General features: G+C 55.9%; 21 protein-coding genes. 17 read left to right on the top strand and 4 right to left on the bottom strand.

From position 1 onward, the window contains the following. Positions 1–258: 258 nt before the first annotated feature. Together yegD and ABRZ28_RS08265 are read right to left on the bottom strand one after the other, a co-directional pair. Entirely contained in the window at positions 259–1611 is a 1353-nt protein-coding gene (gene yegD / locus ABRZ28_RS08260; protein ID WP_330519982.1) for a molecular chaperone, read from the bottom strand. 310 nt (positions 1612–1921) lie between these two features. Further along, on the bottom strand, positions 1922–2182 hold the full coding sequence (locus ABRZ28_RS08265; RefSeq protein WP_330519983.1) for a hypothetical protein: 261 nt from the start codon (positions 2180–2182) through the stop codon (positions 1922–1924). Between the two features lie 50 nt (positions 2183–2232). Between ABRZ28_RS08265 and ABRZ28_RS08270 the strand changes: the two genes are divergently transcribed. Then, complete coding sequence (locus ABRZ28_RS08270; protein ID WP_319603129.1) at positions 2233–2481, top strand: hypothetical protein; 249 nt, start codon at positions 2233–2235, stop codon at positions 2479–2481. Positions 2482–2585: 104 nt separating this feature from the next. Next, positions 2586–2903, top strand: a complete 318-nt coding sequence (locus ABRZ28_RS08275) for a hypothetical protein (RefSeq protein ID WP_330519984.1) — start codon at positions 2586–2588, stop codon at positions 2901–2903. A 6-nt stretch (positions 2904–2909) separates the two neighbouring features. Here the strand turns inward: ABRZ28_RS08275 and treA are convergent, their stop codons facing one another. Beyond that, a complete protein-coding gene (gene treA / locus ABRZ28_RS08280) occupies positions 2910–4601 on the bottom strand; it encodes an alpha,alpha-trehalase TreA (RefSeq protein WP_330519985.1) in 1692 nt (563 codons plus the stop codon). 249 nt (positions 4602–4850) lie between these two features. After that, positions 4851–8300, bottom strand: coding sequence for a transcription-repair coupling factor (gene mfd / locus ABRZ28_RS08285; RefSeq protein ID WP_330519986.1), 3450 nt, complete (start codon positions 8298–8300; stop codon positions 4851–4853). Positions 8301–8437: 137 nt separating this feature from the next. On the opposite strand from mfd, the gene lolC reads away from it, so the two are divergent. The 15 genes from lolC to ABRZ28_RS08360 all read left to right on the top strand — a co-directional run bounded on the left by lolC (position 8438) and on the right by ABRZ28_RS08360 (position 23991). Beyond that, entirely contained in the window at positions 8438–9640 is a 1203-nt protein-coding gene (gene lolC / locus ABRZ28_RS08290) for a lipoprotein-releasing ABC transporter permease subunit LolC (protein WP_330519987.1), read from the top strand. Continuing rightward, a complete protein-coding gene (gene lolD, locus ABRZ28_RS08295) occupies positions 9633–10340 on the top strand; it encodes a lipoprotein-releasing ABC transporter ATP-binding protein LolD (protein ID WP_319603124.1) in 708 nt (235 codons plus the stop codon). The genes lolC and lolD overlap by 8 nt, the downstream gene beginning before the upstream one ends. Continuing rightward, positions 10337–11584: a lipoprotein-releasing ABC transporter permease subunit LolE gene (gene lolE / locus ABRZ28_RS08300; protein WP_319603123.1), complete on the top strand. Its 1248-nt coding sequence runs from the start codon at positions 10337–10339 to the stop codon at positions 11582–11584. Before lolD ends, lolE begins: the two co-directional genes overlap by 4 nt. Before the next feature lie 57 nt (positions 11585–11641). Continuing rightward, entirely contained in the window at positions 11642–12556 is a 915-nt protein-coding gene (nagK, locus tag ABRZ28_RS08305) for an N-acetylglucosamine kinase (protein WP_319603122.1), read from the top strand. 11 nt (positions 12557–12567) lie between these two features. After that, positions 12568–13398 (top strand): Sir2 family NAD+-dependent deacetylase, encoded by an 831-nt coding sequence (cobB, locus tag ABRZ28_RS08310; RefSeq protein ID WP_330519988.1) that lies wholly within the window; start codon positions 12568–12570, stop codon positions 13396–13398. Positions 13399–13740: 342 nt separating this feature from the next. Then, positions 13741–14766: a methionine ABC transporter ATP-binding protein gene (locus ABRZ28_RS08315; protein WP_319603120.1), complete on the top strand. Its 1026-nt coding sequence runs from the start codon at positions 13741–13743 to the stop codon at positions 14764–14766. Continuing rightward, positions 14759–15427, top strand: coding sequence for a methionine ABC transporter permease (locus ABRZ28_RS08320; protein WP_009112368.1), 669 nt, complete (start codon positions 14759–14761; stop codon positions 15425–15427). The genes ABRZ28_RS08315 and ABRZ28_RS08320 overlap by 8 nt, the downstream gene beginning before the upstream one ends. 42 nt (positions 15428–15469) lie before the next feature. After that, positions 15470–16273, top strand: coding sequence for a MetQ/NlpA family ABC transporter substrate-binding protein (locus ABRZ28_RS08325; protein ID WP_413556119.1), 804 nt, complete (start codon positions 15470–15472; stop codon positions 16271–16273). A 216-nt stretch (positions 16274–16489) separates the two neighbouring features. Further along, on the top strand, positions 16490–17491 hold the full coding sequence (gene btuC / locus ABRZ28_RS08330; protein ID WP_319603118.1) for a vitamin B12 ABC transporter permease BtuC: 1002 nt from the start codon (positions 16490–16492) through the stop codon (positions 17489–17491). A gap of 63 nt (positions 17492–17554) precedes the next feature. Beyond that, a complete protein-coding gene (locus tag ABRZ28_RS08335) occupies positions 17555–18106 on the top strand; it encodes a glutathione peroxidase (RefSeq protein WP_319603117.1) in 552 nt (183 codons plus the stop codon). Next, positions 18107–18892 (top strand): vitamin B12 ABC transporter ATP-binding protein BtuD, encoded by a 786-nt coding sequence (gene btuD / locus ABRZ28_RS08340; RefSeq protein WP_330519989.1) that lies wholly within the window; start codon positions 18107–18109, stop codon positions 18890–18892. 99 nt (positions 18893–18991) lie between these two features. Beyond that, positions 18992–19462, top strand: coding sequence for a C40 family peptidase (locus ABRZ28_RS08345; RefSeq protein WP_413556097.1), 471 nt, complete (start codon positions 18992–18994; stop codon positions 19460–19462). A gap of 27 nt (positions 19463–19489) precedes the next feature. Next, on the top strand, positions 19490–20506 hold the full coding sequence (gene lplA / locus ABRZ28_RS08350; protein WP_330519990.1) for a lipoate--protein ligase: 1017 nt from the start codon (positions 19490–19492) through the stop codon (positions 20504–20506). Between the two features lie 222 nt (positions 20507–20728). Next, positions 20729–21961 carry an oligosaccharide MFS transporter gene (locus tag ABRZ28_RS08355; protein WP_330519991.1) on the top strand — a complete coding sequence of 411 codons (1233 nt, stop codon included), beginning with the start codon at positions 20729–20731 and terminating at the stop codon, positions 21959–21961. A gap of 14 nt (positions 21962–21975) precedes the next feature. Continuing rightward, complete coding sequence (locus ABRZ28_RS08360) at positions 21976–23991, top strand: beta-galactosidase (protein WP_330519992.1); 2016 nt, start codon at positions 21976–21978, stop codon at positions 23989–23991. Positions 23992–23995 lie beyond the last annotated feature (4 nt).

A 23995-nucleotide genomic window follows, 5' to 3' on the forward strand; every position in this document is an offset into this window, starting at 1 on the left:
AGTATAGATGCTGCGGAAAAACAGCATTAGGAATTAGGGTATTCCGCTTGTCGCCTTCCGATACCAAGCAATATCGATGCCATCAGTGAATCTTGCGGTCGGCAAGCCGATACCGGCGTCGGAGGGGAGGGCGCGGCGGCGGTCTCTTTGCAATGGAACACGACAGGCGGCGGGAGGCACTATTTTAGTGCGTCAGCGGCCCGCCGGGATCGGATGTGAATCATCCCGGCGGAACCGGGCGGAGGGCGTTGGCGCGAATCAGTCGCGGAATAAAACATCCGCCCAGCGGGCCAGACCGGCGGTAACGGAGCCGAAGTCATTGCCGCCGGCGATAGGAATGTCCGGCAACAGTCGCTCAATGGCCTGACGCAACAGCGGAGAGCGGGCGCTGCCGCCGGTCAGATAGATGACGTCGGGCAGGGTTTGGCTGGTTTTCAGCGCCAGCTCGATTTGTTGCTGAATACGCAGCAGCGGCTGTTCTATCGCGGCATTCAGTTCGCTATGGCTGACGGCGGTCGTCAAACCGGGCTCGACAAAGTGCAGATCCGCCGCGGCGAGCGCTTCATCGGACAGCGTGATTTTGCATGCCTCCGCCAGTTGCACCAGACGATAGCCCAACCGTTGGCGCCAGACGGTAAGCAGGCGTTTTACCGCTTCGGGCTGTTGGGCGTCGCGTATCATTTCATTGATTAGCGTTCGGCACGCCGTGCTGTAGAACGCTTTCTGCGCCGGGATATCGTTAATCGCCACCGCATTCCACCATGGCTGACTGGGCAGCGTGATGCCTTTTTCCGTCATGCCGTTCATACCCAGCACCGGCATTAACTGTTTGAAAGCCAGAATGATATCCAGATCGTTGCCGCCGACCCGGCAGCCGCTGTGTCCCAACAGGCTTTGCTGGCGTTCGCGCTGATGATGCCAGTCCGGCCCCATCAGCAGCATCGAGCAGTCGGTGGTGCCGCCGCCGATATCCACCACCAGTACGCGGGTTTCTTTAACCAGCGTCGCTTCAAAGTCCAGACCGGCGGCGACCGGCTCGAACTGAAACGCGACGCGTTGGAAACCGGCGCGCGCCGCGGCTCGCGCCAGAATGCCCTGAGCCTGCTGGTTGGCTTCCTCGCCGCCGATACTCTGGAAATTAATCGGCCGACCGATAACGGCCTGGGTGATGGGCTGAGCAAGCTGTCGCTCGGCCTGCTTGCGAATATGCAGCATCATGGCGCAGACCAGATCCTCAAACAGCGCGATCTGCTGAGGCTGGAGACCGACGGCGCCAAGGAAGGACTTGGGCGATTTCACGAACCAGGTTTCTTCCGGATCGGCGATATATTGCTGCAACGCCGACTGCCCGAACTTCACGCTGTCTGCCAGAACGCGGATATCCTCATCCTGGTTATAGTTGATGGAACGACGAAGCAACAGCGCGTTTTCACCGCCGGCTTCCACCTGATGGTGACGCCACAGCCATTCGCTGACGGCTTCGCGCACCGGCGCGCACAGCAGGGAGGATAAATACGGCGAGTCGTTTTCCAGCGGCACGAGCTGCGGCGTACCGGCATTCATCACCGCGACGGAACAGTTGGCCGTGCCATAGTCAAAACCGATAAACATCCTGCATACTCCACGCCGTGAAAAAAGGGTGGGGACTTTACTGCGTTACTCTCCGGGTTGTAAAGGGGAAATATGCGCAATCGCCCATCGGCGGTCAGATTTAAAGAAAGGAAACAATCGTTATAGAAGCAAAAATTTTAATACCATCGATTATATTTTATGTAAAAAAAAGAAACAATTATAATCCAGATGATGATAAGTGGGGCTGAATAGGTAGGAATGAAATTAATAAAAAAATAAGCGCCAAGGACTATAAATGCAACAGGAACTAGAGATATAAAAGATTGCAATACCCATAATATGACACGTTTCATTTTTTCAAAATCTCATATAGAGCGTCCATGATTTTTTCTTCATTATTATCGCTGAATTTTATTTGATAAATAATTTTAGATATATAAGGTTCGATTAGAAAATAGATCATTTCAATGTTTTCTTTGTAGAGAGTCTGGTAATAATCAGCATCCTGATACTGACGTTTTCTTGCTGCAGCTGCCGCTACCTGAGCGTTAGCGTAAATATTTGTCCCTGTAACAAACCATGAGGAAAATCGCACGGTTCCTTGTATCATTCGACTAAAACAGCGATCGATTATAGCGACCTCAAAGGATAAGCTCAAACATGTTCAGAGTAAAAATTGCCCTTATATACATTCTTATCGCAATTGTTTACTTTCTAATAATTCCTGATGCCATTATTCGTTCAATATCTTCTGAGCGTTTGGCGCAGCTTAGTGAAGCGTTAAGCATAGGGGGATTGTTCAGTCCGCTTCTTTCACTTCTCATTTTCCTGGGTGCGTTATCAATTTTACTGGCCTTTTTATCAGTATTCTTTGTTAGGCGGACTATTGTTGCGTTCCTAAAGAAATAAGGTATCGAAATTAGATCGTATACGCTTTCGCATTTCAGTACCTTCCATATGTTCTTCGCGCATGCGCGATTCCTCTGGCGGAGGTCCGGCTATGGTAATTACGCATGGTAAAACAGGTGATGTATAAAATAGGTAAGGCAGTGATATTCATCGCCATCTTTTTTCTTGCGGCATGGACACTGCCCTATCCAGATTTATCGACAACTGAACAACAGCAAGTACTTATAGCATTCTCAAGAAAAATAGGTGCGCATGATTATGCAATGGTTTATATGGTTGCACATACATGCATCAATTTGATAGTTACTGTAATTACCTATGCGGTAGTGATTAATATTTCAAGCTATATAAACCCCGTCAATCATAAACACATCAAGGATTACAACGATAACGTCGTAATCCTTTTTATTCCACAGATCTGAACAGGGTTACTGCGCGGCAGCCCGTTCCTCGCGCCGGCAGGTCGGCACGGCGTCGCAGTAGCGCGCCATCAGCTTCAGCGTGACGCCGTTGGTCCAGCCGAAGCCGTCTTGCAGCGCATATTCGCCGCCGCCTCCGCCGCTGCCGAATCCCGCGCCTTCCACCACATATTTCTCCACCAGCTTATGCTCGGCGTCATACAGTTTTTGCACATTGGCCAGGAAGCGGGTGCCGATAGCCTGCGCCAGCGCGTCCTGACCGTAACGGTTGAAGCCCTCTACCGCGACCCATTGCAGCGGCGCCCAACCGTTCGGCGCATCCCACTGCTGGCCGGTGTTGATGGTGGTGGTGGTCAGCCCGCCTTCTTTCAGCAACTGTCTGCGCACCGCGTCGCCGGTGGCCGTCGCCCGATCGCGCGGCGCGATGCCGACATACAGCGGGAATACCGCGGCCGCGGTGATCGGCTGCGTTATCGCCTGCCGACGCCAGTCATAGTCGCTATAGTAACCGTCCTGTTGATTCCACAGATAGCGGTTGACGGCCTGTTTGCGTTCATCGGCGACGCGTTGGAAGTGCGCCGCTTCCGTTTGATTGCCGGCGGCTTCGGCGCCGCGCGCCAGCGTCAGTTCGAGATGAAACAGCAACGAATTCAGGTCCACCGGAATAATGTCGGTGGTGCGGATGCTGGAAAGATCGCGGGGATCGCGCAGCCAGCGCGAACTGAAATCCCAGCCTGAGGCGGCGCCGGCGCGCAGATCGCGATACACCTCGGCGGCAGCTCGACCGTTGGCCTGAGCGGCGGTGGTCCTATCTTCCAGATAGGATTCGGTGCGCGGCGTATTGCGTTCGTCCCAGTAACGGTTCAGCACGCTGCCGTCGTCAAGGCGCACCACGCGATCGCCGGCCTGCCCGTTCGGCAGTCCCACGCTGCCGCGCATCCAGTAGTGGTACTCTTTTTTCAACTGCGGCAGATAATGCGCATAGATCTTCTCTCCCTGATGTTGCGCCAGCAGTTCCACCATAAACGAGAAGAAGGGCGGCTGCGAACGACTGAGGTAGTAGGTGCGGTTGCCGTTGGGAATATGACCGTAGCGGTCGATTTCGTGGGCGAAGTTATCCGTCATATTGCGCACCAGCGTCCAGTTGCCGCTTTCCGCCAGACCCAGCATGGTGAAATAGCTGTCCCAGTAGTAAATTTCGCGAAAACGGCCGCCCGGCACCACGTAGCTATGGGGCAGCGGCAGCAGCGAGTCGTACGGCGACACCTGGGCGGTGGCGCGCGTCAGCACCGGCCACAGGCCGTCAATATGCTGGCGCAACGTCTGTCCGGCGGGAGGGACGTAAGCCTCGCCTTCTTGCGGCAGGGTGAAATAGCGCTCGACGAAGCGCTGCAAATCGAAGCCGGGCGACGGTTTTTGCCGCATATAGCGATCCAGGATAACGGCCGGATCTTCTTTCGGCACGGCGTCGGCGAAGGTTTTCTGGTCGGGGAATAGCCTGGCCGTTTGCACGTCGGTGAACAGCGGCCCCAGCAATACATCGGGCGGCTGAGGCGCCGCGACCGCCGTGTCGGGCGGGGGGATTGCCGTCGCGGGTTCCGTCGCGGCGGCGGCCAGCGAGGAAAAGGCAATGCCGAGGCTGAACGCCAGCGCAAGAGGCGCCAGCGAGGTTTTTATTCCATGCAGGGAAGCGGAAAACATGCGCAAATCTCCTTATGTAAGACCGGTAAAGCCCGAACGTTGCCGATAAGGCGGAACAATGCATGCGGCGAGCCGGACTGACCGCGCAATGGAAATGGCTGAGTGAATAAGCGTAGTCCGTCAGCGAGGGCGTTTGCCGTTGACGGCGGTAAAAGTGAGGCGCAGTTCAAATTTTTCCCGCAGAGCAGGACTATCTGATTGTCGGCATTGGGCGTCGCCGCCCAATGCCGCAGAAGGGAAGATAGAGGGCTATGCCGCCAGCGTATGCTGCGCCATATTGGTTAACAGCGTCTGGATAAACTCGATGCGCTGCGGCCGTGACGTGAGATCCTTGATGAATTTCAGCCGCGTCGGGCCGTCCAGACGGTAAACGCCGGGGTTATGCTGAAGCAGCCCGATCAAATGCGTCGGATCGACGCGGTTTTGTTCGCTGAATTCGATAAACCCGCCTTTTTCATGGCCTTCGATGCGTTTGATCCCCAGCAATTGCGCCTGCTGGCGCAGCGCCGCCACCTGCAACAGATGCCGCGTGGCATCCGGCAACAGGCCGAAACGATCGATAAGCTCGACTTTGAGCTCATCCAGCTCCTGCGGCTGCTTAGCGCTGGCGATGCGTTTGTAGAAAGAGAGGCGGGTATTGACGTCGGGAATAAAATCTTCCGGCAGCAGCGCGGGCAGGCGCAACTCCACCTCGGTCTGGCTGCTGATCAGATCTTCCAGCGACGGCTCGCGACCGGCCTTCAGCGCGTCCACCGCGCTTTCCAGCAGTTCCATATACAGCGAGAAACCTACGCTGGTCATCTGTCCGCTCTGGTCTTCGCCCAGCAGTTCGCCCGCCCCGCGAATTTCCAGATCGTGCGTGGCCAGCGCAAAGCCCGCGCCTAAATCCTCCAGCGAGGCGATCGCCTCCAGCCGTTTGTGCGCATCGCCGCTCATCGCTTTGGGATGCGGCGTCAGCAGGTAGGCGTAGGCCTGATGGTGCGAGCGCCCGACGCGGCCGCGCAGCTGGTGCAACTGCGCCAGCCCGAAATGGTCGGCCCGTTCAATGATGATGGTATTGGCGCTGGGAATATCGATGCCGGTTTCGATAATGGTGGTGCAGACCAGCACATTGAAACGCTGGTGATGGAAATCATTCATCACCCGTTCCAGATCGCGCTCGCGCATCTGGCCGTGGCCGATGGTAAAGCGCGCCTCCGGCACCAGCTCGGCCAGTCGCTGGGTGGCTTTTTCGATGTTTTCCACATCGTTGTAGAGATAGTACACCTGACCGCCGCGCAGGATTTCACGCAGGATGGCCTCGCGCACCACCAGATCGTCATATTCGCGCACAAAGGTTTTCACCGCCAGACGGCGGGCGGGCGGCGTGGCGATAATCGACAGGTCGCGCATGCCGCTCATCGCCATGTTCAAGGTGCGCGGGATCGGCGTAGCGGTCAGGGTGAGGATATCCACGTCGGCGCGCATGGCTTTGATCCGCTCTTTATGGCGTACGCCGAAGCGATGCTCTTCATCGACAATCAGCAGGCCCAGATCGCGCCAGCGCACATCGCTCTGCAACAGTTTGTGCGTACCGATAAGAATATCGATCTTGCCTTCCTGGGTTTCCGTCATGATCTGCGTTTGTTCGCGCGCGCTGCGAAAGCGGGAGATCATTTCGATTTTGATCGGCCAGTTGGCGAAACGATCGCGGAAGTTGTCGTAATGCTGCTGCGCCAGCAGGGTGGTCGGCACCAGCACCGCCACCTGCTTATGGTTTTCCACCGCGAGGAACGCGGCGCGCATCGCGACTTCGGTTTTACCAAAGCCCACGTCGCCGCACACCAGGCGATCCATCGCCAGCGGTTGACACATGTCGCTCAGCACGGCGTTGATCGCCTGCGCCTGGTCGGGCGTGGTTTCAAACGGGAAACTCTCGCAGAAAAGCTGGTACTGCGCTTTGTCGTGTTTGAAGGCGAAGCCGCTTTTGGCGGCGCGCTGCGCATAAACATCCAGCAGTTCGGCCGCCACATCGCGCACTTTCTCGGCGGCTTTCTGCCGCGCGCGCGACCAGGCGTCGCCGCCCAATTTGTGCAGCGGGGCGCTTTCGTCCGCGCCGCCGGCATAACGGCTGATCAGATGCAGCGAGGAGACCGGCACATAAAGTTTATCTTCCCCGGCATAGGTCAGAATCAGGTACTCGGCTTTGATGCCGCCCGCTTCCAGAGTGGTCATGCCGGCGTAGCGCCCGACGCCGTGTTCCAGATGCACCACCGGCTGGCCCGGCCGCAGCTCCGCCAGGTTACGAATCAGGGTGTCGGTGTTAATCGCCCGCCGGTTATCCTGTCGCCGCCGGCTTACGCGTTCGCCTAATAAATCGCTTTCGCAAATCAGCGCCCGCTGACGCAGCGTATCGATAAAGCCGTGCTCGCTGGCGCCGATCATCAGGCAAGCGGCGCCTTGTGGCGCCTGATCCAGACGGTTAATCGTCGCCGGCTTCAATTTGATGCGCGCCAGCAACTCTTGCAGCGTTTCGCGCCGGCCTTCGCTTTCGACGGAAAAAATCACCTGACCGTCAAACTGTTCGAGAAAACGGCGCAGGGGATCCAACGGCGACTTCAACTGGGGTTGGACGGCCAGATCGGGCAACGGCTGGTAGCCCAGATTTTTGTTGGCGGCCTTTGCCGGCAGGGTATCGGTGCGCAGTTGGACGCGCGGCCACGCCTTCAGCTCGGAGAACAGGCTGTCGACCCGCAGCCATAGCGATTCCGGCGGCAACAGCGGACGCATGGGATCGACCCGGCGGCTCTCGAAGCGTTGCTGAATATCCTGCCAGAAACGTTCGGCGCTCTGTTCGATATCGCCGGTATTCACCACCAGCGTATGGTCGGGAAAATAGCTGAACAGCGAGGGCAGCGGTTGATCAAAAAACAGTGGCTGCCAGTATTCAATACCCGCGGGCCAGGCGCTTTTGCTGACCTGCTGATACAGGTGTTCGGCATCCCGTCGGACTTCAAAGCGTTCGCGCCACTGACTGCGGAACAGCTCGATGGCGTTTTTATCGGTTGGAAACTCGTGGGCGGGCAGCAAATTGATCAGCGGCACTTCATTTAACGTGCGCTGGGTATCCACGTCAAACAGCCGCAGGCTGTCAATTTCATCGTCAAAGAAGTCGATCCGGTAAGGCTCTTCGCTTCCCATGGGGAACAGGTCCAGCAGCGCGCCGCGCGTGGCGTATTCCCCGTGCTCCATGACCTGATCGACGCTGCGATAACCGGCCTGCTCCAGTTGGGTACGCAATTTGTCGCGCGATAAACGCTGACCTTTTTTCAGCATCAGGGCGTGGCCGTGCAAAAAATTATGCGGACAGACGCGCTGCATCAGCGTGTTGATCGGCAGAATCAACACGCCGCGTTCCATCAGCGGCAACTGATACAGGGTCGCGAGCCGGTTGGAAATGATTTCCTGATGCGGCGAGAAACTGTCGTAAGGCAGCGTTTCCCAGTCCGACAATGTGGTGACGGGTTGTTCGGTAAATTGCTGAATTTCATCGCGAAGGCGCAAGGCGTTCTGCATATCCGGGGCGATAAGAATAACCAGTCCGGCATGGCGGTCGATAATCTCCGCACATTCCACGGCGCAGGCCGCGCCGGTCAATTCTCCCAGCAGGCGTTGCTCGCCCGATTTAAGCGGCAACGAATAACGATATTTTTCAGGCATAATCTGATTATCAGGTCTCGACCCCGGTATCCGCTAAGAAAAAGCCGGAGAGTGAGGGTGTTAGGGTTCCATAAAGCGGTACTACCCTTTATTATCCTTGAACACTTTGCTTTGGCAACCTCATCCAGACGGATTTCATGTATCAACCTGTCGCATTATTCATCGGCTTGCGTTATATGCGCGGCCGGGCATCAGACCGCTTCGGGCGGTTTGTCTCTTGGTTATCGGCTATTGGCATCACGCTCGGCGTGATGGCGCTGGTTACCGTACTGTCGGTTATGAACGGTTTTGAGCGTGAACTGGAGAACAATATCCTGGGGCTGATGCCGCAGGCGTTGATCGCCACCACGCAGGGATCGCTCGATCCGCAAACTTATCCCGCCTCGTCGCTGGAGGCGCTACAGGGCGTTAACCGCCTGGCGCCGCTGACCACCGGCGAGGTGGTGCTGCAAAGCGCCCGCAGCGTCGCGGTCGGCGTGATGCTGGGGGTCAATCCGGACCAGCCGGACCCGCTGGCGCGCTATCTGGTGAATGTGCGCCAGCAGCAGCTTCAGCCGGGACAATATCAGGTCATCCTCGGCGAGCAACTGGCTTCGCAACTGGGGGTAAAGCGCGGCGATCCGCTGCGTCTGATGGTGCCCAGCGCCAGCCAGCTCACGCCGATGGGCCGCATTCCCAGCCAGCGCATCTTCACCGTCGCCGGGACATTCGCCGCCAACAGCGAGGTTGACGGCTACCAGCTGTTGGTCAATCAGCAGGATGCTTCACGGCTGATGCGTTATCCGCTCGGCAATATCACCGGCTGGCGCCTGTGGCTCGATCAACCGCTGACGGTCGATGAGCTGAGCGGCCAGACGCTGCCGGAAGGGCTGGTGTGGAAAGACTGGCGCGAGCGCAAGGGCGAGTTATTCCAGGCGGTGCGGATGGAAAAAAATATGATGGGGCTGTTGTTGAGCCTGATCGTTGCGGTTGCGGCCTTCAATATTATTACGTCGCTGGGGCTGCTGGTGATGGAGAAACAGGGCGAGGTCGCCATTCTGCAAACGCAGGGACTGACCCAACGTCAGATTATGGCGGTGTTTATGGTGCAGGGCGGAAGCGCCGGGATTATCGGCGCCTTATTGGGCGCGCTATTGGGAACGCTGTTGGCCAGTCAGTTGAATACGCTGATGCCGGCGTTGGGATTATTGCTTGACGGCGCCGCGCTGCCGGTGGCGATAGCGCCGTTGCAGGTGATCGTCATCGCCGTCGCGGCGATGGCGATTGCCCTGTTATCCACGCTGTATCCGTCATGGCGCGCCGCCGCCGTTCAACCAGCCGAGGCTTTACGTTATGAGTGATTTACTGTTATTGCAGTGCAATAACCTGTGCAAGCGTTATCAGGAAGGCAAATTGTCGACGGATGTCCTGCGCAACGTCTCTTTTGAGATGCGCTGCGGGGAAATGATGGCGATTGTCGGCAGTTCGGGGTCGGGTAAAAGTACCTTATTGCATTTATTAGGCGGTCTGGATTCGCCGACCTCCGGCGAGGTGATCTTTAAAGGTCAACAGATGAGCCGGCTCTCCGCGGCGGATAAATCCGCGTTGCGCAACCGCGAACTGGGCTTTATTTATCAGTTCCACCATCTGCTGCCGGATTTTACCGCGCTGGAAAATGTCGCTATGCCGCTGTTGATCGGCCATGTGCCGGCGGCGCAGGCGCAGGAAAAGGCGCGGGAAATGCTGGCGGCGGTCGGGCTGGAAACGCGCAGCCATCACCGGTCGGCGGAGCTTTCCGGCGGGGAGCGCCAGCGCGTCGCCATTGCCCGCGCGTTGGTGAACAGTCCTTCTCTGGTGCTGGCGGATGAACCGACCGGGAATCTGGACCAGCGCACGGCGGATACGATTTTTGAACTGCTGGGCGAGTTGAATGTTCGGCAGGGTACGGCGTTTCTGGTGGTTACCCATGATTTGCAACTGGCCGGCCGCCTGAGCCGTCAGTTGGAAATGCGCGATGGTCAGTTACAGCAGGAACTGACGTTAACGGGAGTGCCGCAATGAGATTTCCTCCGCTCTCCCTGCTGATAGGTCTGCGCTTTAGTCGCGGCCGTCGGCGCGGCGGCATGGTTTCACTGATCTCGGTTATCTCGACGGCGGGTATCGCGCTGGGCGTCGCGGTGCTGATCGTCGGCTTAAGCGCGATGAATGGTTTTGAACGCGAGTTGAATAATCGCATTCTGGCGGTGGTTCCCCACGGGGAAATCGAGCCGGTGGACCAGCCGTTTGACGGCTGGCGCAATATTCTGCCTAAAATTGAGCAGGTGCCGGGCGTCGCGGCCGCCGCGCCCTATATCAATTTCACCGGGCTGCTGGAGAACGGCGCCAATCTGCGGGCCATTCAAATGAAAGGCGTCGATCCGCAGCAAGAGAGCGAGCTCAGCGCGTTGCCGCGTTTTGTGCTGAATGACGGCTGGAAAAATTTTCATGCCGGCGAACAGCAGGTGATTATCGGTCAGGGCGTGGCAAAAGCGCTGAACGTGAATGAAGGCGATTGGGTCACGGTGATGATCCCCAATAACGATCCGCAGATGAAACTGATGCAGCCGAAGCGCATCCGTCTTCACGTCAGCGGTATTTTGCAGCTCAGCGGTCAGCTCGACCACAGTCTGGCGCTGGTGCCGCTGGCGGACGCGCAGCAATACCTGGATATGGGCGACAGCGTGTCGGGAATTGCGATTAAGGCTGCCGACGTCTTCAGCGCCAATAAACTGGTGCGCAGCGCCGGCGAGGTGACCAACGCCTATGTATACATTCGCAGTTGGATCGGCACCTATGGCTATATGTATCGGGATATCCAGATGGTGCGCACTATTATGTATCTGGCGATGATACTGGTGATCGGCGTGGCCTGTTTTAATATTGTTTCTACGCTGGTGATGGCGGTTAAAGATAAAAGCGGCGACATTGCGGTGTTGCGTACGTTGGGCGCCACGGATGGACTGATCCGCGCGATATTCGTCTGGTACGGTTTGCTGGCCGGCTTGCTGGGCAGCGTGATCGGCGTCATCGTCGGGGTGATAGCCACCCTGCAACTGACCAATATTATTCGCGGCATTGAATCGATAACCGGTCATCGTTTTTTATCGGGCGATATTTATTTCATTGATTTTCTGCCATCGGAGTTACATGCGATCGATGTCATCAGCGTACTGGCGACGGCGCTGGTGCTGAGTCTGATAGCCAGTTGGTATCCGGCGCGCCGCGCCAGCCGGATTGACCCTGCGCGCGTATTAAGCGGGCAGTGACCTTTTCACCCTCCGCTTATCTTTAATGATGGGCGGATTATTTATCGAGGGGCGGTCATGTATTACGGTTTTGATATGGGCGGCACGAAAATCGAGCTGGGCGTATTCGACGCCGAACTGAATAAAGTCTGGCAGAAGCGGGTTCCCACGCCGCGCAATAGCTATGAGGCGCTGCTGAACACGCTGGTCGATCTGACCCGGGAAGCCGATGCGCAGACGGGGATGGCCGGAAAAATCGGCATCGGCGTGCCGGGTGTCCAGACGGGGGAGAATGGCGCGTTGTTTACCGCGAATTTACCCGCGACCATGGGGCGGCCGCTGGCTCAGGATCTGGGGCAGTTGCTGCATCGCGAAATCCGTATCAACAACGACGCTAACTGTTTTGTTCTGTCGGAAGCCTGGAATGCGGAGTTCCGCCGTTACCCGGTGGTGCTGGGCATGATCCTCGGCACCGGCGTGGGCGGCGGGCTGGTGATTAACGGCCGCCCGGTGGATGGCCGCAACGGCATGGCGGGCGAGATAGGCCACCTGCGTTTACCGTCCGACGCGCTGGCTGTGCTGGGGGACGATATTCCCCGTGTAAAATGCGGCTGCGGACAAAGCGGCTGTATTGAAAATTACATTTCAGGGCGCGGATTTGAGTGGCTGTATGCGCATTTTTATCAACAGACGTTGCCGGCCGTCACCATCATCAGACACTATCGCGCAGGCGATGCCAATGCGCTGGCGTTCGTCGACCGCTTTATGGATTTGCTGGCGGCCTGCCTGGGCAATCTGTTAACCCTTATCGATCCCCACCTGCTGGTGCTGGGCGGGGGATTGTCGAATTTTGATGAAATTTATCAAATATTACCCACCCGTTTACCCCCGCGTTTATTGCCGATTGCCAAACTGCCGCGTATCGCCAAGGCGCGGTATGGCGATGCCGGCGGCATTCGCGGCGCGGCTTTGCTACACTTAATGGACAAATAGCAGGAGCAGTTATGCATTCGCATCAACGGTTAGGACGTTTTCACAAAGGGAAACGAATGCGTCAGCAGCGTCTGCGGGCACGTATTTTCCACAGAGATTATCTGGCGGTAACTGAAGTGAAGAAACCACGAGTTGTTGTTTTAACCGGCGCGGGCGTTTCCGCGGAGTCAGGCATTCGAACCTTTCGTGCCGCCGATGGCCTGTGGGAAGAGCACCGGGTCGAAGATGTTGCGACCCCGGAGGGTTTCCAGCGCGACCCGCAACTGGTGCAGGCGTTTTATAATGCCCGCCGTCGCCAGTTGCAGCAGCCTGAAATCAAGCCCAACGCGGCGCATCTGGCGCTGGCCGAACTGGAGGCGTCGCTGGGCGACAATTTTTTACTTATCACGCAGAATATCGATAACCTGCACGAGCGGGCCGGCAGCCAACGCGTTGTGCATATGCACGGCGAATTACTGAAGGTACGCTGTTGCCGCAGCGGTCAGGTATTCGACTGGACAGGCGATCTGTCGGTTGAAGATCGCTGCCACTGCTGCCAGTTTCCCGCGCCGTTACGTCCGCATATCGTATGGTTCGGCGAAATGCCGCTGGAAATGGATAGAATTTATCAGGCGCTGTCACAGGCCGATTATTTTATCGCCATCGGCACCTCCGGCCATGTTTATCCCGCCGCCGGCTTCGTGCAGGAAGCGCATGCGCATGGCGCCTATACCATCGAACTGAATCTTGAACCCAGTCAGGTGGAAAGTCAGTTTGACGAAAAAATCTATGGCCCGGCCGGCGCGGTAGTACCCGAATTCGTCGGCGCCTGGCTGACGCGGCGAAAAAATATCGCATTTTGATCAGGCCGTTAACAAAGACAGTTCGCCAGTAGCGCGCAGCGAGGGGCTGTCGCGCTTCGTTTTGGTATAGCACGCCTACCGGCGAGTTTGTCGGCAACGTCATGTCGATGATTTTTCTACCGTTACTCCGCTTTTTATTCGATTAGCGAATAACTAATAAACTTTATATTCTTTCCTTATATTGACTGGCTCGGTAGGATCCTCCCGAGCCAGGTCATTAACACATTCTTTTGCGGCCGGATAGGATTATGTGACGATATCGGCGCATCGAGTTTATTGTAATGCGTGATTTAACTCCTTAATAATTAAGGAATAAAAGATAATAATGGGATGTGCTTCATAATGATTACTCTCTCGAATGTCTCGAAAGTATTCGATAGTTCCTCTGGCTCTATTCGCGCGGTTGAAGACGTTAGCCTGAGTGTTGAAACCGGGCAGATTTACGGCATCATCGGTTACAGCGGCGCCGGGAAAAGTACCCTGATCCGCCTGTTGAACGGCCTTGAAACCCCTACCAGCGGTTCGATTGTGGTTGACGGGCAGGATATCGCCAAAGCCAACGGCGCACAGCTGCGCGCGGCGCGTTTGCGCATCAGCATGGTTTTCCAGCACTTCAATTTGCTGTGGTCGCGAACGGTGAGTGAAAATATAGCCTTTTCGATGCAGATCGCCGGGGTCAAAAAAGCGCATATCAAGACCAGAGTGGCGGAACTGATCGCGCTGGTGGGGTTGCAGGGACGGGAAAACGCCTATCCTTCCCAGCTAAGCGGCGGACAAAAGCAGCGGGTGGGGATCGCCCGCGCATTGGCGAACAATCCGGTGGTGTTGCTGTGCGACGAAGCGACGTCCGCGCTCGATCCGCAAACCACCGACGCTATTCTTGATTTGCTGCTGGATATCAACCGCAAGCTGAATCTGACCATCGTGCTGATCACCCATGAGATGCACGTGGTGCGCAAAATTTGTCAGCGCGTGGCGGTGATGGAAAACGGCCGCATCGTCGAGGAGGGCGCGGTGCTGGATGTCTTTACCCATCCTCAGCAGGCGATTACCCAGCAGTTTGTCAGGCAGGTGACGCAGTATGAAGAGACGCAGGAGAGCTTCAATCCGCTGCTGGTCGAGTCGCTGTCCGGCGCGGTGGTCAAACTGACCTTTGTCGGCGTACAGACCCAGCAGCCGGTGATTTCGGAATTAATCCAGCGTTACGGTCTGACCATCAATATTTTGCACGGCAAAATAACCCAGACGTTAAATGGCGCATTTGGCGAGATCTATGTTCACGTAGAGGGAAATGAACGGCAGTTGGCAGACATGCTGGCATTGGTACAGGAAAAGAACATTACGGCCGAGGTGATTAAACATGCTTGAGACACTGTTCCCTCACCTACAGGTCGACCGTCTGCTTGATGCGACCTATGAAACGATTTACATGACGGCCATCGCCGGGCTGGCGACTTTTGTGCTGGGGGTGATACTGGGCGTGCTGTTATTTCTCACCTCCCGCGGGCAGCTATTGCAAAACCGGCTGGTGTATACGCTGGTTTCGGTAGTGGTCAACGTCTTCCGCTCCATTCCGTTTATTATTTTGATCGTGCTGCTGATCCCGTTTACCCGGGTCATCGTCGGCACCATCTTAGGCGCCAATGCGGCCCTGCCGGCGTTGATTATCGGCGCGGCGCCGTTTTACGCCCGGCTGGTGGAAATCGGCCTGCGCGAAGTGGATAAAGGGGTGATTGAGGCGGCCCGCTCGATGGGGGCCAGAATCAGTACCATCATTTTCAGGGTGCTATTGCCCGAGTCTTCACCGGCGCTGGTTTCCGGGATTACGGTCACGCTAATCGCGCTGGTGAGTTATACCGCTATGGCGGGCGTCATTGGGGCCGGAGGGCTGGGCAATCTGGCCTATCTGGAAGGTTTTCAACGCAATCACGGCGATGTGACGCTGGTGGCGACGATAATGATCCTGCTGCTGGTTTTCATTATCCAGTTTATTGGCGATACCGTTACGGCAATTCTTGATAAACGTTAATATGATAAAGGAATGATGATGATGAAGACGCGTAAAATTTTAATGCTGGCTTATGCCTCTCTGACCGCACTGAGTCTGACCGCGTTTTCTGCGGTCGCGGACAGCAAACTGGTGGTGGGGGCGTCGAACGTTCCGCACGCCGAAATTCTTGAGCAGGCGAAACCGATTCTGGCGAAAGAGGGCGTTGACCTCCAGATCCAGCGCTTTCAGGACTATATTCTGCCCAATACGGCGTTAGCCAGCCGTGATATCGACGCCAACTATTTCCAGCATGTTCCCTATCTGGAAAGCGTGCTGAAAGATCACGCCGGCGATAAGAGTTATGATTTCGTCAATGCAGGGGCGATCCATATCGAACCGATCGGCATTTACTCCAAAAAGCACAAGAGCCTGCAAGATTTGCCGGAAAACGGCAAGATCATTCTCGGCGACGCGGTGGCAGAAGAGGGGCGTATCCTGTCCATTTTCGAAAAGGCCGGCGTCATTAAACTGAAACCGGAGGTCAAGCGCGTTGACGCCCGTATCAGCGATATCGTCGAAAACCCGAAAAAGCTGCAATTCCTGCCGAGCGTAGAGCGCGGCCTGTTGCCGCAGGTTTATGCCAATAACGAAGGGGATGCGGTGGTGATCAACGCCAACTACGCCATCGATGCCGGTCTGAATCCGACTAAAGATCCGATTGCGGTAGAGAGCGGCGAAGATAATCCGTATGCCAACATCATCACCGTTCGTCGCGGCGATGAAAACAAACCGGAGATTAAAGCGCTGGTTGAGGTTCTGCACTCCAAGGCGATCCAGGACTTTATCAACCAGAAATATGCCGGCGCGGTCATCCCGGTAAATTAATAATCCCGTCTTTGCGCCTTCCCCTGAGAAGGGGAGGGTTGCGCCGCTGTACCATCCGCACATTCATTGATCTGATCAACGGCGAACATCGCCGCGTGATTAAAGAGGCAGAACTTATATTCATCGCAGCGGGCGCGGAAGCGACGGCCAAAATCGGTTACCATAGCGCCAGCGCCTGTCGGGACAGGCGCCTTTCCTTTTTTCGCGGATTGGATTATGCAGCCTTTGAATTCGGGATATACCCAGTTAAAACAGCGGCGGCGCGTGCGGGATCGTCAGCGGTTGGCTCTGCTGTTTCTTCTGACCCTGACGGCGCTGACGATAGGGCTGTGCGCGGGCGACCGCTGGATTTGGCCGCTACATTGGCTGGACGACGCGCAGCGCATCTTTGTCTGGCAGTTGCGTTTCCCCAGAACCCTGGCGGTGCTGCTGGTGGGCGCCAGCCTGGCGATGTGCGGCGCGGTGATGCAGTCGATATTTGATAACCCGCTGGCCGAACCGGGACTGCTGGGCGTCGCCAACGGCGCGGGCGTCGCGCTGGTGCTCACGGTGTTAATCGGGCAGGGCGCGCTGCCCGTCTGGGTTTTAAGCCTGAGCGCCATCGCCGGCGCGCTGTTGATCACCTTTCTGCTGCTGCGCTTTGCCCGCAAACAGGTTTCCAACGCGCGTCTGCTGCTGATCGGCGTATCGCTGGGGATTATCTGTAGCGCGGTCATGACCTGGGCGGTCTATTTCAGCACCAGTCTGGATTTGCGCCAGTTGATGTACTGGATGATGGGCGGATTCAGCGGAATCGACTGGCGCTATGGCTGGCTGATGCTGGCGCTGGCGCCGTTTATTCTGTGGCTGAGCGCGCAGGGGCATGTGTTGAACCGGCTGGCGCTGGGGGAGATCCAGGCCCGCCAACTGGGCGTATCGGTTTACGTCTGGCGCAATGTGCTGGTGCTGGTGGTCGGCGTGTTGGTCGGGGTAAGCGTGGCGCTGGCGGGCGTGATCGGTTTTGTCGGCTTGATTATTCCGCATATGCTGCGGCTGGGCGGCCTAACCGATCATCGTTATTTATTAACCGGTTGCGCGTTGGCCGGCGGCTCGATTCTGATGCTGGCCGATACGCTGGCCCGGGTGGCGTTAGCGTCGTCCGAGTTGCCGATTGGCGTCGTTACCGCTACGCTGGGCGCACCCTGGTTTATCTGGTTGTTGTTACGTAACAGGATTTAGCTCACCGCGTAGCCAGCAATGGCTGACGGCCATCATCCCCACAGGATAAAAAGGATCAAGACGATGAGTAATGAAATCTATAGCATTCCCCTGAAAACCATCGACGGACAAGACACCACGCTCGAACCCTATCAGGGTAAGGTGGCGTTAATCGTCAATGTGGCGTCGAAATGCGGCCTGACCAAGCAGTATGATGCATTGGAAAAAATCTACGAAACCTATCGCGATAAGGGTTTTGTGGTGCTCGGATTTCCATCGAATGAGTTTGCCGGACAGGAGCCGGGCAGCGAGGCGGAGATCCAGGAATTTTGCCGCACCACGTTTGGCGTTCAGTTTCCGCTGTTCAGCAAGATCGAAGTCAACGGCGCGAACCGTCACCCGTTGTACCAGCTATTGATCCGCGAGCAGCCTAAAGCAACCGGTTCTTTGCTGAGCGGGTTTTACGCCCGGCTGGTCAACAAAGGACGTAAGCCCGCTCACCCGGAAGATATCTTGTGGAATTTTGAGAAGTTCCTGATTTCCCGCGAGGGTCAGGTGATTCAGCGTTTCGCCCCCGATTTTACCCCCGACGATCCGGCGGTGGTCGACGCCGTCAAAGCGGCGCTGGCGAAGTAATTGGCGCGGCAATCCTCTCCCTTGTTGCAACTGAGGCAGGCCGGCGTTTCGCCCCGCTTGTCTCCGGTCAACGTCGCGTGCGGGAGCGGTCGGCTGTTGCATGTCATCGGCCCGAATGGCGCGGGGAAAAGCACCCTGCTGGCCAGAATCGCCGGCATGCTGGACGGCGAGGGCGATGTCTGTCTGTCCGGCCGACGGCTGGCGGACTGGCCCGCGCGGGAGTTGGCGTGGCATCGGGCGTATCTGGCGCAGCAACAGCCCCCGACGGCGATGATGCCGGTGTTTCAGTATTTGCGTTTGCATCAGCCGCCGGCGGCCGGCGAGGCGATAAACGACGATGTCGTCGGTTTTCTGGCGCAAAAGCTGATGCTGGCCGACAAGCTATCGCGCGCGTTAACCCGATTGTCCGGCGGGGAGTGGCAACGGGTCAGGCTTGCCGCCGCGCTGTTGCAGATTTGGCCGGCGGCCAATCCCTATGGTCGTTTACTGCTGCTGGATGAACCGGCCAACAGTCTGGATGTCGCGCAACAGGCGGCGCTGGATGAATTGCTTCATACGCTATGTCGGTCCGGCGTAACGGTTATCGTCTGCGCTCATGATCTGAACCACAGCCTGCAACACGCCGACGGCGTCTGGCTGATGTCCGGCGGACGACTGGCGGCGCATGGCGATACCGCCGACGTGATGCAGCCTGAAATCTTATCACCGGTTTTCGGCGTCGATTTCCAGCGTTGTCGCGTCGACGGCCGCGACTGGCTGATAACCCGCCGCGGCGACGAAAATTAGGAAGAATCGGCTTTACTTGCCAGCCATACCCTTTCAACGCTAGATTAAGCAGATATATCATTCTGATAGCGATTAACCGGCGATTTCGGGTAAAAAAACATGATGCGTTTAAAACATGTGTTGGTGTTGGCAAGCCTGATCTTGGCGGGGTGCAGCAGTCACCGCAATCCACCGCCGGATGCGCGCCTGAGCGATTCGATAATGGTGGTGGCGCAATTAAACGATCAACTGCATCAATGGCATCGTACGCCATACCGCTATGGCGGTCTGGATCGCAACGGTATTGATTGTTCCGGCTTTGTCTATCTGACCTTTCGCGACCGTTTCGGCATTCGTTTACCGCGCAGCACCGATGCGCAAACGGAATTGGGCGAACGCGTGGATCGCGACAGCCTGATGCCGGGCGATCTGGTGTTTTTCAAAACCGGCAGCGGCGGCAACGGGCTGCACGTGGGAATCTACGATAAAGACGACAAGTTTATCCACGCCTCCACCAGTCAGGGCGTGATTCGCTCATCGCTGGATAACGTCTATTGGAAGCGGGCTTACTGGCAGGCCCGCCGTATCTGATGCGCCTTTGCGCGTCTATGGAGCCTTATGTCTTCGCTGCGTCTGTTACTCTCCGACTCTTTCGACCCCTGGTTCAACCTGGCCGTTGAGGAGTGCATATTTCGGCAAATGCCGACCACGCAACGGGTATTGTTTTTGTGGCGCAACGCCGAAACGGTGGTCATCGGTCGGGCGCAGAATCCGTGGAAAGAGTGTAATACGCGTCGGATGGAAGAAGACGGCATCAAACTGGCTCGACGCAGCAGCGGCGGCGGCGCGGTGTTTCACGATCTCGGCAATACCTGCTTTACCTTTATGGCGGGAAAGCCTGAATACGATAAAAGCGTTTCAACCCAAATTATCCTCGACGCGCTGGCGCAGCTCGGGATTAACGCCAGCGCTTCCGGCCGTAACGATCTGGTGATTGATACGCCTGACGGCAGCCGAAAAATATCGGGTTCCGCATACCGGGAAACCAAAGATCGCGGTTTCCATCACGGCACGTTGCTATTAAACGCCGATCTGAGCCGGTTAGCGGATTATCTCAACCCCGATGTGAAAAAATTGCAGGCCAAGGGCATTACGTCGGTACGCTCCCGGGTCGCGAATCTGGTTGAGTTATTGCCCGCTATCGATCATCAGCAAATCTGTCAGTCGGCGACGCAGGCCTTTTTTGAATATTACGGCGAACGCTGCGAGCCGGAAATCATTTCCCCCGCCGCCTTTCCGGATTTGCCGGGCTTCAGCGAACAGTTTGCCCGCCAGAGCAGTTGGGAGTGGAATTTCGGCCAGGCGCCGGCTTTCACTCATCTTTTGGATAACCGCTTTGCCTGGGGAGGCGTTGAGTTGCATTTTGACGTTGAGCATGGCGTCATTACCCGCACACAGGTCTTTACCGATAGCCTGAATCCCGCGCCGCTGGAGGCGCTGGCCCTCGCCCTGAGTAATACGCCCTATCGGCCGGAAAGCATGGCCGTCGTCTGTGGGCAACTGATAGCGACATTCCCGCAACAGCAAAATGAACTACAGCAAATGGCCGCCTGGCTGGCGCAAAGCATCCGCTGATTAATCGCCTGCGGCCTAATCCGGTCTTCCCCTATTATTTCATCACGTTATCGCGTATCGGCACGCAATAAAGCCGATGCGTGAAGTTGCTCACAAATAGCATTCGCGCAGCAGATTTCTACCCTTTGACAGCAGGACATTCCTGATCGAGATATAAATTTGGCGTTAAGTTAGTTGCCTCATGGAAATGCATGAATATCAACTTTCAGCGGGGCAAGGTATATGTCTCATACAGAAAAAAACTACTTAATGTGCTGTCTGTTCTTTCTCTTCTTCTTTATCGGCTGGGGATGTTGTTATCCCTATCTTTCATTATGGCTGACGGAAACCATCGGCATTGATTATGCGGATGTCGGCCTGGTTTATTCTTTTACCGCTGTTTTTTCCGTTTGCGTACAGCCTCTATTTGGCTTTATTTCCGATAAGTTGATTTTCAGAAAACACCTTATGTGGATGCTGGCCATTATTATTACGCTCTTTGCGCCGTACTGGATCTATGTATTCGCGCCGCTATTGCGATTCAATGTTATTCTGGGGGCGCTGGCCGGCGGATTTTATATCGGCATGGCATTTGGCGCGGGCTGCGGCGTGTGTGAAGCCTATATCGATAAAGTCAGCCGCCTGTCGGGATTTGAATTCGGCCGGGCGCGCATGTTCGGGGGGATTGGGGCGGCGATCGGTACTTTCGTCGCCGGCAAACTTTACGGCATCAATCAGGATTATATTTTCTGGCTGGCCAGTCTGGCGGGGATCGCCTTGTTGTTTATCGTGTGGAAAACGCATCCCGGCTCCGCGACGGCGTCAAAGGAACGTTTGCCTAAAACGGCACCTATCTCCTTGGCCGATGTGCGAAGCCTGATAAAATTGAAGAAGTTCTGGTTCTTTGCCATGTATATGGTGGGCGTGGGGGCGATCTATGAAACTTATGATCAGCAATTCGCCATTTATTATAGCCATTTCTTTGCCAGTAAAGCGCGCGGCGCGGAAGTATTTGGTTATCTGACGACGGCGCAAATATTTCTGGATGCGGCGGTCATGTTTATGGCGCCCTGGTTTGTCAATAAAATCGGACCGAAGAATGCCCTGTTGTATTGCGGGTTAATCATGAGCTTCCGTATTATTGGTTCGGCCTGGGCCGTCGGACCGATTTCAATCAGCGCCATCAAGATGCTTCATGGTTTTGAAAGTTCAATTCTCTTAGTCGCCGGCTTAAAATATATCGCTGCTAATTTTAATCCGTGGCTGTCGGCAACGGTTTATTTAATTGGATTCCAGTTCTCAAAAAGTTTTAGCACCATTTTCCTGTCCGGCGGAATTGGCTATATGTACCAACATATGGGGTTTGTTGAAAGTTATCTGGTGCTGGGAAGTATCGCATTATTCTTTACCGTTATTTCATTTATTACACTTGACTCATCTCGTGTATTACTCAATCGCACCGTGTTGGAAAAATAAATCTGGGAGATACAATGACTGATTTATATTATGGCGTCGCTTATTATGATGAATATATGCCGGCGGACAGGCTGGGAGAAGATATTGAATTGATGTTGTCCGCGGGCATTAATGTGGTTCGTATCGCTGAATCGACCTGGAGTACGCTGGAGCCGCAGGAGGGCGAGTATAATTTCACCCATTTGGACCGCGTGCTGGATGCCATGCATGCCGCCGGGATAGCCGTCATTATCGGTACGCCGACCTACGCCATTCCCGGCTGGCTGGCGAGAAAACACCCGGAGGTGATGGTGACGACGGCGCAGGGGCGGGAAAAATACGGCCGCCGTCAGATCATGGATATTGTAAATCCGACGTTTCTGCATTATGCCGAAAATATCATTCGCGTACTGATGACGCATGTATCCCGTCACCCGGCCGTCATTGGCTATCAACTGGATAACGAAACCAAGCATTACGATAACGTCGGGCCGGATATGCAGCGGCGTTTTGTTGATGCGCTGAAGTCCCGTTACCCGGATATCAGGCGGATGAACCGTGATTTCGGACTGGATTACTGGAGCAACCGGATTGACGACTGGGACGATTTTCCCCCGGTGGAGAGCACCATTAATGCCAGCCTGGGCAGCGCGTTCGCCAAATTTCAGCGCCAGATGGTGACTGAATATCTGATGTGGCAGGCCGGTCTCGTCGCTGAATATGTCCGGGACGATCAGTTTATTACCCATAATTTCGATTTTGAGTGGCGCGGTCACTCTTACGGCATACAGCCGCGCGTGAACCATTTCGCCGCCGCGCAAGCGCTGACGGTCGCCGGCGTAGATATTTATCACCCCTCACAGGATCATCTCACCGGGCGGGAGATCGCGTTTGGCGGCGATATCGCCCGCAATCTGAAACAGGGCGCTAACTATTTTGTGCTGGAAACGCAGGCGCAGGGGTTTGCGCAGTGGACGCCTTATCCGGGACAGTTGCGTCTTCAGGCTTTCAGCCATGTCGCCCACGGCGCTAAAATGGTGTCGTACTGGCACTGGCACTCGATCCATAACGCGTTTGAAACCTATTGGAAAGGCTTGTTGAGTCACGATTTCCTGCCTAACGCGACTTATCGTGAAGCGCAGACTATCGGCGCTGATTTTGCCCGCCTTTCCGATGCGCTGGCCGATCTGGCTTTTCAGCATGACGTCGCGCTGCTGGTGAACAATGAAGCGATGGAAGCGCTGAACTGGTTTAAGCCCGGAGAAACGCAAGGCAATGTCTATAACGATATTGTGCGGCGCTTTTATGACGCGTTGTACGACCACAACATTGCGCTGGATATCATCAATGACGTCGATGATGGCTGTCACCAATATCAGGCCATCATCATCCCGGCGTTGTATGCGGCCGACGATGCGCTGCTGGCCCGCATCAACCGCTATATCGAAAACGGCGGTCGCGCGCTGATCGGTTTTAAATCAGGTTTTTGCGACGAAAATGTGAAAGTGCGCAGCGCAAAACAACCCGGCATCTTGAGTCAGAGTTGCGGGGTCTCCTATAGCCAATTTGTCTTACCGGAGTCGGTCGCCATCGAGTCGCTGGTTGAGGACGTCGCCGCTCTGGCGGATGAACCCGCTGAATTATGGATGGAACTGTTAACGCCGGATGGCGAGGGAACGCGCGTCGTCGCTAAATATCAACATCCGGTCTGGCAAAAATATGCCGCCGTAACTGAAACGGATTACGGCGACGGGCGGGCGATGTATGTGGGGTTTCTGCCGCAGAAATCTTTTATCAGCAAATTATTCAATTATTTATGCCGGGATTGTCAGTTGGCGTCGCGCACGGCGGATAGCGTTTTTCCGCTGATCGTGCGCCGCGGAAAAAATCGGGCGGGGAACACCATTCGCTTTATGTTTAACTACTCGGCAACGGCGCATCCCATCCGAATCCCGGTTCCGTCTCATTGCCTGATAAACGACCAGGCGTTGCCTGCGGCGTCGGAAGTGACGCTGGAACCCTGGGGATTACGCATATTGCAGGATGATTGATTTA

Origin of the sequence: Brenneria sp. g21c3, assembly GCF_040240345.1 — a bacterium.
Lineage (GTDB): Bacteria > Pseudomonadota > Gammaproteobacteria > Enterobacterales > Enterobacteriaceae > Brenneria.

What these genes read in the sequence shown, in the direction of transcription:
- nagK (WP_319603122.1), top strand. Translation starts at nt 11,642, where the DNA reads ATGTATTACGGTTTTGATATGGGCGGCACGAAAATCGAGCTGGGCGTA.
- lplA (WP_330519990.1), top strand. Translation starts at nt 19,490, where the DNA reads ATGTCTTCGCTGCGTCTGTTACTCTCCGACTCTTTCGACCCCTGGTTC.
- treA (WP_330519985.1), bottom strand. Translation starts at nt 4,601, where the DNA reads ATGTTTTCCGCTTCCCTGCATGGAATAAAAACCTCGCTGGCGCCTCTT.
- ABRZ28_RS08320 (WP_009112368.1), top strand. Translation starts at nt 14,759, where the DNA reads ATGCTTGAGACACTGTTCCCTCACCTACAGGTCGACCGTCTGCTTGAT.
- lolD (WP_319603124.1), top strand. Translation starts at nt 9,633, where the DNA reads ATGAGTGATTTACTGTTATTGCAGTGCAATAACCTGTGCAAGCGTTAT.
- ABRZ28_RS08345 (WP_413556097.1), top strand. Translation starts at nt 18,992, where the DNA reads ATGATGCGTTTAAAACATGTGTTGGTGTTGGCAAGCCTGATCTTGGCG.
- mfd (WP_330519986.1), bottom strand. Translation starts at nt 8,300, where the DNA reads ATGCCTGAAAAATATCGTTATTCGTTGCCGCTTAAATCGGGCGAGCAA.
- ABRZ28_RS08265 (WP_330519983.1), bottom strand. Translation starts at nt 2,182, where the DNA reads ATGATACAAGGAACCGTGCGATTTTCCTCATGGTTTGTTACAGGGACA.
- ABRZ28_RS08275 (WP_330519984.1), top strand. Translation starts at nt 2,586, where the DNA reads ATGGTAAAACAGGTGATGTATAAAATAGGTAAGGCAGTGATATTCATC.
- yegD (WP_330519982.1), bottom strand. Translation starts at nt 1,611, where the DNA reads ATGTTTATCGGTTTTGACTATGGCACGGCCAACTGTTCCGTCGCGGTG.
- lolC (WP_330519987.1), top strand. Translation starts at nt 8,438, where the DNA reads ATGTATCAACCTGTCGCATTATTCATCGGCTTGCGTTATATGCGCGGC.
- cobB (WP_330519988.1), top strand. Translation starts at nt 12,568, where the DNA reads ATGCATTCGCATCAACGGTTAGGACGTTTTCACAAAGGGAAACGAATG.
- lolE (WP_319603123.1), top strand. Translation starts at nt 10,337, where the DNA reads ATGAGATTTCCTCCGCTCTCCCTGCTGATAGGTCTGCGCTTTAGTCGC.
- ABRZ28_RS08315 (WP_319603120.1), top strand. Translation starts at nt 13,741, where the DNA reads ATGATTACTCTCTCGAATGTCTCGAAAGTATTCGATAGTTCCTCTGGC.
- ABRZ28_RS08360 (WP_330519992.1), top strand. Translation starts at nt 21,976, where the DNA reads ATGACTGATTTATATTATGGCGTCGCTTATTATGATGAATATATGCCG.
- ABRZ28_RS08270 (WP_319603129.1), top strand. Translation starts at nt 2,233, where the DNA reads ATGTTCAGAGTAAAAATTGCCCTTATATACATTCTTATCGCAATTGTT.
- ABRZ28_RS08335 (WP_319603117.1), top strand. Translation starts at nt 17,555, where the DNA reads ATGAGTAATGAAATCTATAGCATTCCCCTGAAAACCATCGACGGACAA.
- btuC (WP_319603118.1), top strand. Translation starts at nt 16,490, where the DNA reads ATGCAGCCTTTGAATTCGGGATATACCCAGTTAAAACAGCGGCGGCGC.
- ABRZ28_RS08355 (WP_330519991.1), top strand. Translation starts at nt 20,729, where the DNA reads ATGTCTCATACAGAAAAAAACTACTTAATGTGCTGTCTGTTCTTTCTC.
- ABRZ28_RS08325 (WP_413556119.1), top strand. Translation starts at nt 15,470, where the DNA reads ATGCTGGCTTATGCCTCTCTGACCGCACTGAGTCTGACCGCGTTTTCT.